Here is a 15466-nt window from a genome sequence, read left to right as displayed (position 1 = left end):
CTTACGAATTTACGGGCGGGGCATGGCCTTCTGCCGGGCGATGAAGGCATCGAGGTCCTGGAGCTGGGCCGTGAGCTCTGGCCGCCAGGGTGCATCGGCCGGGCTTTGCGCCAGAAGTTCCGCCCAGATCGCGCGCCCTTCCTCAAGCCGGCCCGATCGCGCCAGGGCCAGGCCCAGGAAGAACGGCGGCCCCGGATGGCCAGGAAGCGTCTGCTCCGCCTTGCGGAATGCGAGGACGGAGGCGGGCGAAAGATTGTTGTCGGCATGGGCAACAAGCGCGTTGGCCATCGCCAGCCAGGCCTCGCCGTTCTTCGGATCTTCAGCCACCGCACCGCGCAGCATTTCCGCGGCATCGGCATATTGGCCATGGCGGAACATGGCGTCAGCGGGGGTGAGGTACTTGTCCGTCATCGACGAACCACCCGCGAGCGCGCGGCGTGCCTTCACCTCTTCGGCGGCATCGCCCGAGGCAATCTTCTGGGCCGCTTCCTTCGGCGCGGCCTTCATGCCCGGCTGCCCCTGCAAGGCATAGCCCGCAAGGCCGAGCACCAGCGCCGCCGCGCCGATCTCCCACGTCCGCCGCGGCATCTTCATCACCAGCGCCATGCCGATGAAGGCCAGCACGGCAAGCAGACCGGCAAGCACCCAGCCCATTACGGTTCCTTCCGGGTAAAACGCCGCCGCAACATCAGTGCGGCCAGCAGCAGCAGCACCGCCGGCAGCACGAACAGCGGCCAGGTGAGCGAAGTCACCTGCGGGGCATAGCTGATATAGTCGCCATAGCGCGCAACGAGCCATTGCCGGATCGTCTCGGGCTCCTCGCCCGCCGCCACGCGCTGGCGGATCTGGTTGCGCAGGTCGCCCGCCATCGAGGCATCGGAATCGGCGATCGACTGGCTCTGGCAGGTCAGGCAGCGGATCGTCAGCATCAGCTCGTGCGCCTTGGCCTCAAGCTTCGGATCGTCGAGCTGGCGGTTGGCATAAGGCGCCGGCGGCATCGTATCGTCGGCCAGCAGCGGGCCGGAGAACAGGAGCATCAAGGCGATCAGCAGGCGCTTCACTGTTCCGCCTCCCTCAGCTTTGCCAGCAGCTTGGGCACGTCATCGGCCATGATCACGCCGATGTGCTGGTGACGGATGACGCCCTTGCTGTCGATCACGAAGGTTTCCGGCACGCCCGCCGATCCGATGCCGACCTGCACGACCGAAAGGTTGTCTGCCCCGATGCGGCTGAAGGGGTTGCCGTTGCGGGCCAGGAAGGCCGCCAGTTCGGGCTTGTGATCGCGCAGGGCCACGCCGTGGATTTCCACCCCGGCCTGGCGCAGCGCTTCAAGCTGCGGTGCTTCTGCCGCACAGGGCACGCACCACGAGGCGAAAACATTGAGCAGGCGCGGCTTGCCGCCGACGAAATCGGCGCGCGAAAGCCCCGGCCGGTCATCGCTTGCCGCCGCCAGGTTGAATTCCGGCAGGGGCTGGCCAACGAAGCGGCTTTTCACCGTCTTGTCCGCCGGCCACATCAGGCCGACGACGAGCAGCGCCGCGAATCCCGCGAACAGGCCCAGCGGCAGCCACATCGCCCAGCGCGCACCCTTGGTCGGCGCTTCGCTCATCGGCCCTGCCTTTGCCGGCGATAGCTGATCTTGTTGCGTGCAACGATGCGGCGAAGGTCGCTCGCCACCCGGCCCAGAAGGGCAAGAAAACCGCCAAAGGCGATGAGGATGCCGCCGAACCAGATCATCGGCACGAACGGCTTCCACCACAGGCGCAGCTGCCAGCGTCCGTCTTCCGACTCATCGCCCAGCACCGCGTAAAGCTGGCCATTCCAGCGGGTAACGAGCGCGCTTTCGCTCGTCTGCTGCGGCGGCGACCAGAACGAACGCGATTGCGGATGCAGCGTGATCGCATCTCCGCCGTGGTAGCGCGCTTCCATCACCGCCTCGAGCGCAGTCCAGTTCGGCCCGGCAACCGGATCGATGGACTTGAGCCCGATCTGCCAGGGGCCGACCGCGACCTTTTCGCCGACATTGACGGCAACCAGCTTTTCCGAGGTGAAGGCGCTGTCGCTGGCCATGCCGAACAGCGAAAGGGCCACGCCGAAGTGTGCAAAGACCATGCCCCAAAGCGGCAGCTTCACCTGCCTGAGCTTGCGCCCGCGCAGGGGCAACAGGCTGGCAATACCGATGGCGGGGGCAAGCGCCAGGCCGATGACCGGCAGCACGTGCGCAGGCTTCCACGAGATCGCCAGGCCCAGGACGAGCAGTCCGGCCAGGGCAGGAAGTATCAGCCCCTTGCGCACCCGGCCGAACTCGTCACGCCGCCAGCGCAGCAGCGGCCCCACCGCCATGACCAGAAGCATCGGCACGACGAAGATCGCGGTGAACGGGTTGAAATAGGGCGGGCCGATGGAAACCTGCTGGCCCAGCGCCTCAGCCAGCAGCGGATAGAGCGTGCCGACCAGCACGATGCCCAGCGTGCACGAAAGCATCACGTTGTTGAACACCAGCGCGCTTTCGCGGCTGACAACGGCAAAACGCTCACCCTCGGTAACGGTGGAGGCGCGCAGGCCGAACAGGGTCAGCGCGCCGCCGATGTAGATCCCCAGCAGGGCAAGGATGAACGAGCCGCGCTCGGGATCGACGGCAAAGGCGTGGACCGAGGTGAGGATGCCCGAGCGGACGAGGAAGGTGCCCACCATCGACATCGAAAAGGCGACCACGCCCAGCATCACCGTCCAGGCGCGCAGGGCATTGCGCGCAGCAAGCACCGAACAGGAATGGAGCAGCGCCGTTGCCGCCAGCCACGGCATCAGCGAGGCGTTTTCCACCGGGTCCCAGAACCACCAGCCGCCCCAGCCCAGCTCGTAATAGGCCCAGTAGGAACCGGCCACGATGCCGAGCGTCAGGAAGATCCAGGCGCCCAGCACCCAGGGACGCATGGCGCGGGCGAAGGCGGGCGAGACTTCCCGCGTGATCAGCGCGCCGATGGCGAAGGAAAAGGCAATCGAAAGCCCGACATAGCCAATGTAAAGCGTCGGCGGGTGAAAGGCGAGGCCGGGATCCTGCAATAGCGGGTTAAGGCCCCTGCCCTCTGGCGCCGGAGCCATGCGGGTGAAGGGATTGGAAGAGAACAGCAGGAAAGCATAGAAGCCCAGGCTGACAAAGGCCTGCCCGGCAAGCGTTGCCAGCATGGTCTTTTCGGGCAGGCGCCGCTCAACCAGGGCGACAATGCTGCCCGCAAGGCCCATCACCGTCACCCACAGCAGCATGGAGCCTTCGTGGTTACCCCAGGCACCGGCCAGCTTGTAAAGCATCGGCTTGGCCGAGTGCGAGTTGTTATGCACCAGCTTTACCGAAAGGTCGGTCTGCACGAAGACGATGACCAGCGCGATGAACGAGGCGAGCGCCAGCAGGCCCTGAACCACGGCCGCGGGGCGAACCGCTCCGCCCAGTGCCTCGCCCTTGCGGGTCAGGGCAAGGGCACCGGCAAACAGTTGCAGCGCCGCCAGCGCGGCCGCGAGCCAGAGGGCGGCAAGGCCGAATTCGGCGGTCACTTGGTTTCTTCCACCGTCTGGCGGGCCTGAGCCTCGGTCATGTCCTTCATTTCCCGCGGCACGTATTTCTCGTCGTGCTTGGCCAGCAGGTTATCGGCAACGAAGACGCCATCGGCCCCCAGCTTGCCCTCTGCCACCACGCCCGAGCCTTCCTTGAACAGGTCGGGCACGATGCCCTTGAAGCGCACCGGCACGCGGGCCTTGGTATCGTTGACGACGAAGGCGATGGTCACGCCATCCGCCTCGCGGCGATAGCTGCCGGCTTCCACCATGCCGCCCAGCCGCACGGCCTGGTCAGGAGCGGGACGATTGGCGGCGATGTCTGCCGGCAGGTAGAAATAGGAGGCGTTGCTGCGCAGCCCCCAGATCGCCAGCAGGGCCGCGCCGATCAGCGCCACCATTGCCAGCAGGACCAGGACCAGGCGCTGGTGCTTGGGCTTCAAGGCGGCGTTCATTTCTCGCGGCTCCTGTCACGGCGCGCTTCGGCGCGGCGCATCGAAATCCATGCCCAGGCGGTAAGCCCCAGCACGCCCACAAGCCCGATCGCATAGGCGGCGATCACGAAACTCCAGTGGTCAAGGTTTTCCTGCATCAGTCGAACGCCATTGCCTTGCGGCGCAGCCGTGCCTGCGCCTGCATGTCGGCCAGCAGGGCGCGCATGCGGGCAAGCACGATGCCGCCGAACAGCAGCGAGAAGCCGATCGTCGCCACCAGCAGCGGCACAAGGAAGTCCGCCGCCATGGCCGACTTGCCCATCGAGATGCTGGGCGGCTGGTGCAGGCTGTTCCACCACAGGACCGAATAATGGATCACCGGGATGTTCACCGCACCGACAAGCCCGAAGATCGCCGGAATGCGCGATTCCCCGCCGGCACCGTCCTGCTCGGCAGCCGAGGACAGCGCCATGTAGCCGAAATAGAGGAACAGCAGGACGAGCATGGAGGTCAGCCGGCCGTCCCACACCCACCAGGTGCCCCAGGCGGGCCGCCCCCAGATCGAACCGGTAGCCAGGCAGATCGCGGCGAAAACCGCACCCGGCGCCGCCGTGGCCCGCGCCGCGATGGAAGCAAGCGGGTGACGCCAGACGATCTCGGTCAGGCTGGCAATGGCAATCGCCGTCCAGCCGCCCATGGCCAGCCAGGCAGTCGGGACATGGAGATAGAGGATGCGGACCGAATCACCCTGCAAGGCGTCTGCCGGGCCGACGAAAACGCCCCAGGCCATGGCCCCGCCAGCCAGTAACAGGCCTGTGACCAGCAACAGCGGCGTCAACCACCGGGCGAGGCGCAGGAAACGGGCGGGATTGGCAAAGCCGTGCATGGGTCCGCGGTCTTGAATTTCCGGCCATTTGGCAGGGTGCGCGGCGCTCGGCAAGAGCTAGCTTGCACCGACTTGTATCAGCAGCGCCCGATCAGCCGCTGGGCCATGGCATCGGCCACCTGATCGGCAGGCCGCGCGGTCGCTTCGCTCTCCTGCCAGATGGCTTCGAGCCGGCGGGGAATTTCCTCAAGCCGGCCCATCACTTCGGCCCGCGTGCACGGCTCGCCCCGCTCGCGCGCAAGGTATTCGAGCACTACGGCAATGATGCCGCCGCCGTTGATCACATAGTCCGGAGCATAGAGAATCCCGCGCTCGTGCAGCATCGGGCCGTGTTCCGGCCGGGCAAGCTGGTTGTTCGCCCCGCCCGCGACGATCGGTGCCTTCAGCCGCGCGATTCCCGCATCGTCGAGAATCGCGCCGAGCGCATTGGGGCTGAACACGTCGCATTCGACATCCATGATGGTAGCGGCATCGACCGCCGTCGCGCCCAGTTCGGCGGCAAGCGCCTTGGCCCGGTCGGCATTGACATCGGCAAGCGTCAGGCGCGCGCCTTCCGCTGCGAGCAGGCGGGCAAGGCCGCCGCCGACACTGCCCGTGCCCTGCACCGCGACGTGGACGCCTGTAAGGTCATCGCGCCCCAGCTTGTGCCGCACCGCCGCCTTCACACCGTGGAAGATGCCGCGCGAGGTGAAGGGGCCGGGATCGCCACCGGCAAGATCGGGGTCCGTGGCCGGCAGGCCGCAGACGTGCCGGGTGCGCTGGTGGATCGCCACCATGTCGGCCTCGGTCATGCCGACATCCTCGGCCGTGACATAGCGCCCGCCCAGCGCCTCGATCGCATCGCCGAAAGCGGCAATCTGCGCGGCGGACTTGTTGCGATTGGCATCGGCCAGGATCACTGCCTTGCCCCCGCCCATCGGCAGGCCGGCCATGGCGTTCTTGTAGCTCATCCCGCGTGACAGGCGCAGCGCATCGCGCATTGCGGCGGCCGGCTCGGCATAGTGCCAGAAGCGCGTTCCGCCCGCACCGGGGCCAAGGTGAGTCGAATGCAGGGCGATGATCGCGGTCAGGCCCGATGCGCGATCGCGCACCACCTGCACCATTTCGTGATCATCGAAATCGGGTTCTTCCCAGAATGCACTCACGCCGATCCTCCATAGCGAAGGACGCGGGCGGACTGGGGAAATGGGGCGATCGATGGGGTTCGAACCCACGACCTCCGGTACCACAAACCGGCGCTCTAACCAACTGAGCTACGATCGCCATAGCCGCCAGCGCGTGCCTTGCGGCGGCGCTGTTAGGCAGCACCGGGGAAGCTGACAAGCGTCTTCCGGCGCAGGCGCGGCCTCTTGCACAAGCGGGGCCGATAGGGAAGCGAAAATTTGGCCTGAGGTGGAACGGCGTAATTTTATTACGCGCCCCCGCAAGGTGCCCCGGCCTTGCCCGCGAATCTGCCCTCGGCCATTCTTTTCGCAGGTGCAGCATAAATTCGATTGCATTTGTCCGGCAATGCGGCATCAATCGTGTCAACAGGGAGTCGCAATGCCGTCACCTAAGCCCGTGAATTACGACGAGATGCTGGACGAATCCGGTGCTATCCGTCCTGCCTACACGGCCTTTCGCCAATGGTACGACGAACAGGACCCGGCCTGGCTGAGACGCCAGGATGCAGAGGCCGAGACCTTCTTTCGCCGCACCGGCATCACCTTCAACGTCTATGGCGACGATGCCGGCGAAGAACGCCTGATCCCCTTCGACATGATCCCGCGGATCATCACCGCGGCTGAATGGCGCCAGCTTTCGCGCGGCATCGAACAGCGCGTTCGGGCGCTCAACGCCTTTCTTCACGACCTTTACCACCGGCAGGAAATCGTCCGCGCCGGCAAGCTGCCGCAGCGGCTGCTCGATGGGAACAGCGCCTTCCTGCGCGAGATGGTGGGCTTCACGCCCCCGGGCGGCGTCTATACCCATATCGTCGGGATTGACCTGATCCGCACCGGCCCGGGCGAATTCATGGTGCTGGAAGACAATGCCCGCACCCCCAGCGGCGTTTCCTACATGCTGGAAAACCGCGAAACGATGATGGCGATGTTCCCGGAACTGTTCACCCGGGTGCAGGTCCGCCCGGTTTCGGACTATCCGCGCCGCCTCGCCCGCAGCCTTGCCGCCTGTGCGCCCGATATCGCGGGCGACCGGCCGACCGTCGCCGTGCTCACGCCGGGCATCTACAATTCCGCCTATTTCGAGCATGCCTTCCTGGCAGACCAGATGGGCGCCGAGCTCGTCGAAGGAAGCGACCTCAGGGTGATCGACGGGCGCATCGCCATGCGCACGACCTGCGGTTACCAGCCGATCGACGTGCTCTATCGCCGTGTCGACGATGAATACCTCGATCCGCTGACGTTCAACCCGCATTCGGTGCTGGGCGTCTCGGGCATCATGGACATCTACCGCGCCGGCGGCATCACCATCGCCAATGCGCCGGGCACCGGTATTGCCGACGACAAGGCGATCTATTCCTTCATGCCCGAGATCGTGGAGTTCTACACCGGCGAGAAGCCGATCCTGCAGAACGTGCCCACCTGGCGCTGCGCCGAACCCGATTCGCTGGCCTATGTGCTCGACAACCTGGCCGAGCTGGTGGTGAAGGAAGTGCACGGTTCGGGCGGTTACGGCATGCTCATCGGCCCGACCTCGTCAAAGGCGGAGATTGCCGCCTTCGCCCGGAAGCTGCGGGCGCGGCCGGAAAACTTCATCGCCCAGCCCACGCTCGCGCTGTCGACCGTGCCGATCTTCACCAAGGCAGGCCTTGCGCCGCGTCACGTGGACCTGCGCCCCTTCGTGCTCGTCTCGCCAGAGGGGATAGACATCACCCCCGGCGGCCTGACCCGCGTTGCGCTGAAGAAGGGATCGCTGGTGGTCAATTCGTCGCAGGGCGGCGGGACCAAGGATTCCTGGGTGCTGGAGGACTGATGCTCGGCAGGACCGCAGATGGCATCTTCTGGATGTTCCGCTATCTCGAACGGGCGGAGAACACCGCACGCCTGCTCGAAACCGGCTTCCGCCTCGCTCTGACCCGCGGCCACAGCGCGGCGAGCAGCGAGTGGCAGTCCGTCCTTGTCACCATCGGGCAGGACCAGGCCTTTCACGCCGTCCATGACGAGGTCAACGGGCCGCTGGTGACGGACTGGATCCTGCGCGGCAAGGGGAACCCCGGTTCGGTCCTCGCCATGATCGAGCAGGCCCGCTCCAACGCCCGCGCCGTGCGCACGGCCCTGACCCGCGAGGTCTGGGAAGCGACGAACGAGGCATGGATGGTGCTGCGCGCCGAGCTTGCCCGGCCTATCAAGGCCAGCACGCTGGGCGATGTGCTCGCCGCAATCCGCCGCCAGTCCACCCTGGTACGCGGCGCGATGGACGGCACCATGCTGCGCAATGACATTTACAACTTCGCGCGCATCGGCACCTTCGTGGAGCGGGCAGACAACACGGCCCGCATTCTCGACGTGAAGTATTATGTCCTTCTGCCCTCGATCTCGTGGGTCGGCTCCAGCCTCGACAATGTGCAGTGGGAAACGGTGCTGCGATCCGTGTCGGGCGAGCGTGCCTATCGCTGGCTCAATGCGGGTGAGCTCGATCCACGCGGCATTGCCGATTTCCTGATCCTCGACAGCCGTTTTCCGCGCAGCCTTTCCTCGTGCTACGCCAAGCTGGAGAGCAACATCGAAGGCCTCGCGCGGCAATATCGCCGCTCCGGACCGGCACAGGCTCTTGTCAGCGAAACGGCAATGCTGCTGCGCAAGGCGACGATCGACACGATCCTCGAATTCGGCCTTCACGAATTCATCGCCGATTTCATCGCCCGCAACCGGCAGGCGGCCGATGCCATCGCCGCCGATTACAGGTTCACCGACTGATGCGCCTCGCGATACGGCACACCACCCGCTACCTTTACAGCCAACCCGTGGCGCACGGCCTGCAGCGCCTGCGGCTGCGGCCCAAGCCAACCCACGGCCAGCAAGTGCTGGACTGGTCGATGGTGCTTGAAGGTGCCCGCGTCGAGTCGGAGTACGACGACCATAATCACAACCACACCGCGCTGGTTTCCATCGAGCCGGGGGCAAGCGTCCTGTCGATTACCTGCGCGGGCCTTGTCGAAACGGTTGACCGGGCGGGCGTGCTAGGGCCGCATACCGGCCACGTGCCGCTGTGGCTTTTCCAGCAGCAGACCGCCCTCACCCGCCCAGGCGCGCGGATGCGGGCGCTGGCCGGATCGCTTCAGGGGGGCAAGGCAGACCGCCTCGCCATGCTCCATGAATTGTCCGGCGCGGTCTTGCAGGCGGTGCGCTATGAAATCGGCCACACCGACGTGACGACCAGCGCGGAAGAAGCCTTTTCCGCCGGCCGCGGCGTCTGCCAGGACCACGCCCACATCTTCATCGGCTGCGCCCGCGCGCTGGGGGTGCCGGCCCGCTATGTCAGCGGCTACCTGATGATGGATGACCGCATCGACCAGGAGGCGGGCCACGGCTGGGCAGAGGCCCACGTGGATGGGCTGGGCTGGGTGGGCTTCGACGTGTCCAACGGCATCTCCCCCGATGCCCGCTATGTCCGCGTCGCCAGCGGCTGCGACTATCGCGAGGCAGCGCCGATCACCGGCATATCCTTCGGCGCGGGAGAAGCCGCCCTGGCGGTGAGCCTGGCGGTTGAACAGCAGATCGCCGAACAGTAAGCGGCAGGCGAAGGGGAATTGCCGTGACCTATTGCGTGGGAATGCTGCTCGACAAGGGGCTGGTGATGATGAGCGACACCCGCACCAATGCGGGCATCGACAACGTTTCCACCTTCCGCAAGATGTTCCAGTGGTCGGTCCCTGGCGAGCGCGTGATCGCGGTGATGACCGCCGGCAACCTTGCCACCACGCAATCGGTGATCAGCCAGCTGGAAGAGCGCAACAAGGCCCCATCGGAACGGCACAATTCGCTGCTCGAAGCGCCGACCATGTTCCAGGTGGCAACCCAGGTTGGCAAGCTGCTCAATGATACTATCGTCGCGCAGAAGGCGGAGAGCGGACAGGCCAGCACCGACATGTTCCACGCCTCGATCATCGTGGCGGGCCAGATCGCCGGCATGGAGCCGCGCCTGTTCCTGATCTACCCAGAAGGCAATTTCATCGAGGCGAGTTTCGACACGCCCTATTTCCAGATCGGCGAGACCAAGTACGGACGCCCGATCCTGGTGCGCGGCTATTCAAGCGACATGAGCTTCGAGGATGCGGTGAAGCTGCTGATGGTCAGCTTCGATTCGACGATCAAGGCCAACCTCTCGGTGGGTCTGCCGCTCGACCTGCTGGTTATCGAGCGTGACAAGTTCGAGCCGCTGCACCAGCGCCGCATCACGGCGGACGATCCCTATTTCCGCGCCGTCTCCGCTGGCTGGGGCGAAGCGCTGCGCCGCGCGTTCCATGAACTGCCGGACTTCACCTTCGGTCAATAAACCGCTTGTTTACCGGTGTTCGCTAGCCCTGAGCGTGAAACTATGGGGAATTCCGGGTGACCGGATCACGCGCTATGGCAACACGGGCAACGGCAACCAGGGGCAAGTCGGCTTCGAGCCGCGCTTTCGTCGAACGCAAGGCGGCGCGCAGCAAGGTGCGCGCAATCGCCAGCATCACCAGCGTGGACGGCAAGCGCGAAGGCGCCCGTCTGCGCGACATATCGACGCTCGGCTGCGCGATCCGTTCGGAAGCGGACTGGGTTCGGACCGGCGGGATCGTCTCGATCAGCCTGGGACGCGGCAAGCCGGTGGATGGCATCGTGCGCTGGACGCGCGACGGCGCGGCGGGTATCGAATTCCTGCGCCCCCTCACCCGCGACCGGCAGGACTGGATGGACCAGATCGCCATGCAGGACGAATGGTAAGCCCGCCGGGGCAGATTCGCTAACAGCAACGAAAAAGGGCGACCAATCGGCCGCCCTTTTGCTTTTCCCTTGCGGGGCCAACTTACTTCTTGAGCGTAAGCCCGCCGAAGCGCTTGTTGAACTGGGCAACGCGGCCGCCGGTGTCCAGCTGGCGCGTACCGCCGGTCCACGCCGGGTGCGAGGTGGGATCGATTTCCAGTACCAGCGTGTCGCCTTCCTTGCCCCAGGTGGAGCGGGTTTCGAACACGGTGCCGTCGGTCATCTGCACCTTGATCATGTGATAGTCGGGATGGACATCGGCCTTCATAGTCTCACACTTTCGCTATGGCCGGTTCCGACCGGCCTGAAATGGAAGGCGCGCGCATAGCCATGCTGCGCCTGTTTGTCCAGCCTTTCGGCTGGTTTCTGTTCCGTCCCGCTCCCCCGGCCCGACCACCCATAGGGTATACTGTCGGGTGGTCGGGCCGGGGGAGCGGGGCGGAATAGCAAGGCAAGGACGGACGCCCTTGCCGCACCCGTCAGGAACCGGCGATCATCGCCGTGAAGTTCACCTCGCAGGTCACCTTGCCGTCCACCGAGGCCTTGCCCCAGAACTTGCAGACGCGGGCGCGCTTCTGGACGAAGCCCGCTTCCAGGTTCAGCAGGACGCCCGGTTCCACCGGAGCGCGGAACTTGGCATCCTCGATCGCCATGAAATAGACCAGCTTGCCGGTTCCGGCGAGGCCGAGCGTTTCGATGGCGAGGATGCCGGCAGCCTGGGCCAGCGCCTCGATCTGCAGCACGCCCGGCATGATCGGGCGGCCCGGAAAGTGGCCCTGGAAAAAGCCCTCGTTGAAGCTGACCGCCTTCACCGCGTGGATCTGCCCGTCGGGGACGAGGCTGACCACGCGGTCGACCAGCAGCATCGGATACCGATGCGGCAGGGCCGCGAGAATGCCGGTGATGTCCATCGACTTCGCCTCAACGGCGGTGCCGGTTTCCTCGCTCATGCCCTGCCCCCGTGCTGGCTCTTAGCGGCCCGAAGGCTTCTTCGGCTTGGCATTGGCGGCCGGCTGGGCCGCCGGAGCCTGGGCATTGGCGCCCTGGGCCTGCGCAGCCTGGGCGGCACGGCTCATGTCGATCTGCATGAGACGACCAAGCTGCTGCTGCAGTTCGAGCGTCTGCTGCTGGGGAGCCCAGGTAGTCGGGGCATCGATCGACGGGTTCGGCACAAGCGTATCGAGTTCCGCGGCAATGGCCTGGGTCAGGTCTGCTTCCGGCGGCGCATAGATGAACGAATCCGGCGTCAGGATCACCGACACGCGACGCGCGGCAACCACGCGGTCCTGCGCGGCCTTGTACTGCGCCAGCAGCTGTTCGATGGCATAGGCCTGCGAACGCACGACGGGCGAGCTGAGGCGGCTTATATCAGCCTGGGCGGCCTTCTCGGCATCGTCGATCTGCTTCAGCACCGGATTGTTGGCCTTGTTTGCCGCTTCCAGTTCGGCATCGTCGACCTTCTTGTCCTTGTTGGTATCAAGCTGGGCGAGCAGCGGCTGGATGATCCCCTGGGCCGACTTGCGACGCGCGTCGATCTGTTCGAACGCCGACTTGTAATTCGTGTCGATCTTCTGGTTCGCCGCAGCAAAGGCCTTGGTCCGGCCAACCGCGACGGTCGGGTTGGCAGTGGCGATGCCGGCAACCTGCGCCTGCGCAGGAGCCGCCAGCAGCAGCGCGGCAGGCGAAGCAAGCGCGAGAGCCTTGAGAGTGGTCTTCATCAGAATTGGGTTCCTACGTTGAAAGTGAAGGACTTGGTATCGTCGCCCGGCTGCTTGAGCAGGGTCTTGGCGAAATCGAGGCGGAACGGACCGAACGGCGAGTTCCAGTTGAAGCCGATGCCGATGGCGACGCGCGGCTTCCACGAATTGCCAAGGAAGAATTCCTTGAACGCGGTGTTGCTGCCCAGCGCGATCACGCCATCGCCCGTGCCGGTGCAGGTGCTCGGCAGGCTGGGCGCCGTGGCGCTGCCCGAGGTGGTCGGCGTGCCGTTGCAGGTGACGGTGTAGAGCGGCAGGCCCGACTGCGGATCGCGCGAGGCGATGAACACCTGCCCGGTCGGGTTGTCGATCACGCCATCGCCATTGAGGTCAGCCGTATCGGTCAGCTGCGGGCTGCGGATCGACCAGACCGCGCCAGCGTCGAGGAAGATCGACGGACGGATGCCCATTTCGCGTGCACCCGAGCCCAGCGGGATTTCCAGCTCCATGCGGCCAAGGTAGTAGTACCGGCCGCCGATGGCGTCGTCCTGCCAGGTATCGCGATCGCCGGTAACGCCGCCCGCTTCGAGGAAGGTCTGGTTCTCGGCGCAGTCCTTGATCGAATTGGCCGCCGTGCGAACTGCCGGGATCGCCGCAGTGGTCGAGGTCGCGGGCACTTCGGGCACGTAGCAATAGCTGCCCGAGGTGAAGATACCGGGCGTATCGACATAGGGCTTGCGCAGCACGCGCGGGCCGACACCGCGGATGTCGAAGCCGCGGATCTGCGGTTCGCCGAGGTAGAAGCGGTCGGTCAGGCGCACGTCGCCGCCGTTGTTCAGCCCCTTGATGATGCCGCCTTCGCCCGAGACCGAGAAGATCCAGCCCTTGCCCAGCGGCCAGTACTTGGCAGCATTCAGCGAGAAGCGGGCATATTTCACCGAGCCGCCAAGGCCGGCGAATTCACCGGTAAGCGAAACGGTGTGGCCACGGCTGGGGCGTACGCGGTTGTCCAGCGTGTCGTAGATCCAGGTCAGGCCGAGGCTTGAGGTCGTGCGCTTGCCGATGGCGTCGCACAGGTAGCGGCCGGCGAGCAGCGGGTCGCAGGCACCGCCGGTGTAGAACTGGTTCTCGTCCAGCGTCACGTTGTCGACGTTGAAGGTATAGCGGCCGACCAGGCTGGTATATTCGCTGAGCGGCACGCCCGCGCGCATCTGGAAGCCGGTCGTCGTCTGGCCGTAGAGCGTGTTGCGATCCTGGCCGGAGAAGTTGAAGTTGTTGTAATCGCGCCGGTAGATGTCGGCACCGAACGAGATGTTGCGGTCGAACACATAAGGCTCGGTGAAGCTCAGCTGCGCCGACTTGGAGTAGCGCGAATAGCTGACCGAGGCACCGACCGTCTGGCCGCGGCCGCGGAAGTTGCGCTGCTGGACCGAGGCCTGGAGGATGAAGCTTTCGATCGAGGAGAAACCGGCCGAAAGCTGGAGTTCGCCGGTGGGCTTTTCCTCGATATCGGCCTTCAGCACCACGCGGTCAGGCGCGGAGCCCTGCTCCTGCTTGACCTCGAATTTCTCCTGGAAATAGCCCAGCGAGTTGATGCGGTTGGTCGAACGCTTGACCTGCAGCGAGTTGAACGCATCGCCTTCCGAAAGACGGAATTCGCGACGGATCACCTTGTCCTGCGTCAGCGTGTTGCCGTTGATCTCGACCTTTTCGACATAGACGCGGGGCGCTTCCGCAATGCGGAAGGTAATCCCCATGGTGAGGTCTTCCTTGCTGCGGTCATAGTTCGGTTCGACATCGGCGAAGGCATAGCCGAAGGCGCCGGCGGTCTGGTTCAGCTTGTCGATGGTGTCTTCGACGAGCTTGGCATTATACCAGTCGTCCTTCTTCATCGGCAGCTGCTTGGCCAGCACGTCGCCATCGAAGTCGCGAAGCTGGCTTTCCACCTTCACGTCGCCGAACTTGTAGCGCTGGCCTTCTTCCACCACGTAGGTGATGATGAAGTCCTTCTTGTCCGGCGTCAGTTCGGCCACGGCGGAAACGACGCGGAAATCGGCATAGCCCTGCGTCAGGTAGAACTGGCGCAGCTTCTGCTGGTCATAGGCCAGGCGATCGGGATCGTAGCTGTCCTTCGACGAGAACAGGCGCCAGGTGCGGCTCTGCTTGGTCAGCATCTCGCTGCGCAGCTCGCCATCGTCGAACTTTTCGTTGCCGATGATGTTGATCTGGCGAACCTTCGAGCGCGGGCCCTCGTTGATTTCGAAAACGATGTCGACGCGGTTCTGGTCAAGCATGACCATCTTCGGTTCGACCGTCGCGGCGAAGCGGCCCTGGCGCTTGTAAAGCTCGATGATGCGGGCAACGTCGGCGCGCACCTTCGAACGGGTGAAGATCTGGCGCGGGGCCAGCTTCACTTCGGGGGCCAGCTTCTCTTCCTTGAGGCGCTTGTTGCCCTCGTAGATGATGCGGTTGATGACCGGGTTTTCCTTGACCTGGATCACCACGTTGCCGTTGCCGTCGCTGCGCACCTGCACGTCGGAGAACAGCTCGGTCGCGTAGAGGTCCTTCAGGGCCTGGTCGGCGCTGGCCTGGGTATAGGGCTGGCCAAGGCGCATACGGATGTAGGACAGGATGGTATCGCGTTCGAGACGCTGGTTGCCGGCAACGTCGAGCGAGCGGACGAGCTGCGGCGCGGGCTCAGCCGCAGCGGGGGCTGCTGCCGGGGCCGGGGCAGGCGCAGCTGCCGGAGCCGACTGGGCCATCGCGGCGGCGGGCAGTCCGGCGAGGACAGTGGTTGCCAGCAGGGCCGCCAGACGCGTCGAGTTGCGACGGAAATTCGAGTTCAATGCCATAGTCCGTCCCATCATCGACACGCCGTATTCCGATCAATTGTGGCCGCAGTCAGGCGCACAAGACGCAAGCGCAAGCCCATTAAATCCC

General features: G+C 65.2%; 17 protein-coding genes and 1 tRNA gene. 5 read left to right on the top strand and 13 right to left on the bottom strand.

What is annotated here, in order from left to right; genetic code table 11:
* Positions 1-9: 9 nt before the first annotated feature.
* From C0V78_RS01430 to C0V78_RS01395, 9 genes are all read right to left on the bottom strand, one after another.
* On the bottom strand, positions 10-654 hold the full coding sequence (locus C0V78_RS01430; protein ID WP_101796099.1) for a tetratricopeptide repeat protein: 645 nt from the start codon (positions 652-654) through the stop codon (positions 10-12).
* Complete coding sequence (locus C0V78_RS01425) at positions 654-1061, bottom strand: cytochrome c-type biogenesis protein (protein WP_254049779.1); 408 nt, start codon at positions 1059-1061, stop codon at positions 654-656. Before C0V78_RS01425 ends, C0V78_RS01430 begins: the two co-directional genes overlap by 1 nt.
* Positions 1058-1609: a redoxin family protein gene (locus C0V78_RS01420; protein ID WP_101796098.1), complete on the bottom strand. Its 552-nt coding sequence runs from the start codon at positions 1607-1609 to the stop codon at positions 1058-1060. Before C0V78_RS01420 ends, C0V78_RS01425 begins: the two co-directional genes overlap by 4 nt.
* On the bottom strand, positions 1606-3549 hold the full coding sequence (locus tag C0V78_RS01415) for a heme lyase CcmF/NrfE family subunit (RefSeq protein ID WP_101796097.1): 1944 nt from the start codon (positions 3547-3549) through the stop codon (positions 1606-1608). Before C0V78_RS01415 ends, C0V78_RS01420 begins: the two co-directional genes overlap by 4 nt.
* Positions 3546-4004 (bottom strand): cytochrome c maturation protein CcmE, encoded by a 459-nt coding sequence (gene ccmE, locus C0V78_RS01410; protein ID WP_101796096.1) that lies wholly within the window; start codon positions 4002-4004, stop codon positions 3546-3548. Before ccmE ends, C0V78_RS01415 begins: the two co-directional genes overlap by 4 nt.
* On the bottom strand, positions 4001-4141 hold the full coding sequence (ccmD, locus tag C0V78_RS14710; RefSeq protein ID WP_144039814.1) for a heme exporter protein CcmD: 141 nt from the start codon (positions 4139-4141) through the stop codon (positions 4001-4003). Before ccmD ends, ccmE begins: the two co-directional genes overlap by 4 nt.
* On the bottom strand, positions 4141-4869 hold the full coding sequence (ccmC, locus tag C0V78_RS01405) for a heme ABC transporter permease CcmC (RefSeq protein ID WP_101796095.1): 729 nt from the start codon (positions 4867-4869) through the stop codon (positions 4141-4143). Before ccmC ends, ccmD begins: the two co-directional genes overlap by 1 nt.
* A 77-nt stretch (positions 4870-4946) precedes the next feature.
* Positions 4947-6014 (bottom strand): amino acid dehydrogenase, encoded by a 1068-nt coding sequence (locus C0V78_RS01400; protein WP_101796094.1) that lies wholly within the window; start codon positions 6012-6014, stop codon positions 4947-4949.
* Positions 6015-6055: 41 nt separating this feature from the next.
* A tRNA-His gene (locus C0V78_RS01395) sits at positions 6056-6132 on the bottom strand.
* A 279-nt stretch (positions 6133-6411) separates the two neighbouring features.
* Here C0V78_RS01395 and C0V78_RS01390 point away from each other — a divergent pair.
* The 5 genes from C0V78_RS01390 to C0V78_RS01370 all read left to right on the top strand — a co-directional run bounded on the left by C0V78_RS01390 (position 6412) and on the right by C0V78_RS01370 (position 10790).
* Positions 6412-7842 (top strand): circularly permuted type 2 ATP-grasp protein, encoded by a 1431-nt coding sequence (locus C0V78_RS01390; protein ID WP_101796093.1) that lies wholly within the window; start codon positions 6412-6414, stop codon positions 7840-7842.
* Complete coding sequence (locus tag C0V78_RS01385; protein ID WP_101796092.1) at positions 7842-8786, top strand: alpha-E domain-containing protein; 945 nt, start codon at positions 7842-7844, stop codon at positions 8784-8786. The genes C0V78_RS01390 and C0V78_RS01385 overlap by 1 nt, the downstream gene beginning before the upstream one ends.
* The gene (locus C0V78_RS01380) at positions 8786-9601 is read left to right on the top strand and encodes a transglutaminase family protein (protein WP_101796091.1); all 816 of its coding nucleotides are present in this window, start codon (positions 8786-8788) and stop codon (positions 9599-9601) included. The genes C0V78_RS01385 and C0V78_RS01380 overlap by 1 nt, the downstream gene beginning before the upstream one ends.
* A gap of 23 nt (positions 9602-9624) precedes the next feature.
* Complete coding sequence (locus C0V78_RS01375; protein WP_101796090.1) at positions 9625-10365, top strand: proteasome-type protease; 741 nt, start codon at positions 9625-9627, stop codon at positions 10363-10365.
* A 74-nt stretch (positions 10366-10439) separates the two neighbouring features.
* Positions 10440-10790: a PilZ domain-containing protein gene (locus C0V78_RS01370; RefSeq protein ID WP_101796089.1), complete on the top strand. Its 351-nt coding sequence runs from the start codon at positions 10440-10442 to the stop codon at positions 10788-10790.
* Between the two features lie 82 nt (positions 10791-10872).
* Here the strand turns inward: C0V78_RS01370 and rpmE are convergent, their stop codons facing one another.
* From rpmE to bamA, 4 genes are all read right to left on the bottom strand, one after another.
* Positions 10873-11097 (bottom strand): 50S ribosomal protein L31, encoded by a 225-nt coding sequence (gene rpmE, locus C0V78_RS01365; protein WP_101796088.1) that lies wholly within the window; start codon positions 11095-11097, stop codon positions 10873-10875.
* A 211-nt stretch (positions 11098-11308) separates the two neighbouring features.
* On the bottom strand, positions 11309-11779 hold the full coding sequence (gene fabZ / locus C0V78_RS01360) for a 3-hydroxyacyl-ACP dehydratase FabZ (RefSeq protein WP_101796087.1): 471 nt from the start codon (positions 11777-11779) through the stop codon (positions 11309-11311).
* A 21-nt stretch (positions 11780-11800) separates the two neighbouring features.
* Positions 11801-12547 carry an OmpH family outer membrane protein gene (locus tag C0V78_RS01355; RefSeq protein WP_101796086.1) on the bottom strand — a complete coding sequence of 249 codons (747 nt, stop codon included), beginning with the start codon at positions 12545-12547 and terminating at the stop codon, positions 11801-11803.
* A complete protein-coding gene (gene bamA, locus C0V78_RS01350) occupies positions 12547-15378 on the bottom strand; it encodes an outer membrane protein assembly factor BamA (protein WP_101796085.1) in 2832 nt (943 codons plus the stop codon). Before bamA ends, C0V78_RS01355 begins: the two co-directional genes overlap by 1 nt.
* Positions 15379-15466: the final 88 nt, after the last annotated feature.

This window comes from Novosphingobium sp. TH158 (assembly GCF_002855555.1).
GTDB lineage: Bacteria > Pseudomonadota > Alphaproteobacteria > Sphingomonadales > Sphingomonadaceae > Novosphingobium.
The sequence above is the reverse complement of the archived record's forward strand: the minus strand, read 5'-3'. Positions and strand labels throughout refer to the sequence as shown.

Bases quoted from the DNA above. Each gene is read 5' to 3' on its own strand.
- C0V78_RS01430 (WP_101796099.1), bottom strand. From the start codon at position 654: ATGGGCTGGGTGCTTGCCGGTCTGCTTGCCGTGCTGGCCTTCATCGGC.
- C0V78_RS01420 (WP_101796098.1), bottom strand. From the start codon at position 1,609: ATGAGCGAAGCGCCGACCAAGGGTGCGCGCTGGGCGATGTGGCTGCCG.
- ccmE (WP_101796096.1), bottom strand. From the start codon at position 4,004: ATGAACGCCGCCTTGAAGCCCAAGCACCAGCGCCTGGTCCTGGTCCTG.
- ccmD (WP_144039814.1), bottom strand. From the start codon at position 4,141: ATGCAGGAAAACCTTGACCACTGGAGTTTCGTGATCGCCGCCTATGCG.
- ccmC (WP_101796095.1), bottom strand. From the start codon at position 4,869: ATGCACGGCTTTGCCAATCCCGCCCGTTTCCTGCGCCTCGCCCGGTGG.
- C0V78_RS01390 (WP_101796093.1), top strand. From the start codon at position 6,412: ATGCCGTCACCTAAGCCCGTGAATTACGACGAGATGCTGGACGAATCC.
- C0V78_RS01385 (WP_101796092.1), top strand. From the start codon at position 7,842: ATGCTCGGCAGGACCGCAGATGGCATCTTCTGGATGTTCCGCTATCTC.
- C0V78_RS01380 (WP_101796091.1), top strand. From the start codon at position 8,786: ATGCGCCTCGCGATACGGCACACCACCCGCTACCTTTACAGCCAACCC.
- C0V78_RS01370 (WP_101796089.1), top strand. From the start codon at position 10,440: ATGGCAACACGGGCAACGGCAACCAGGGGCAAGTCGGCTTCGAGCCGC.
- rpmE (WP_101796088.1), bottom strand. From the start codon at position 11,097: ATGAAGGCCGATGTCCATCCCGACTATCACATGATCAAGGTGCAGATG.
- fabZ (WP_101796087.1), bottom strand. From the start codon at position 11,779: ATGAGCGAGGAAACCGGCACCGCCGTTGAGGCGAAGTCGATGGACATC.
- C0V78_RS01355 (WP_101796086.1), bottom strand. From the start codon at position 12,547: ATGAAGACCACTCTCAAGGCTCTCGCGCTTGCTTCGCCTGCCGCGCTG.
- bamA (WP_101796085.1), bottom strand. From the start codon at position 15,378: ATGGCATTGAACTCGAATTTCCGTCGCAACTCGACGCGTCTGGCGGCC.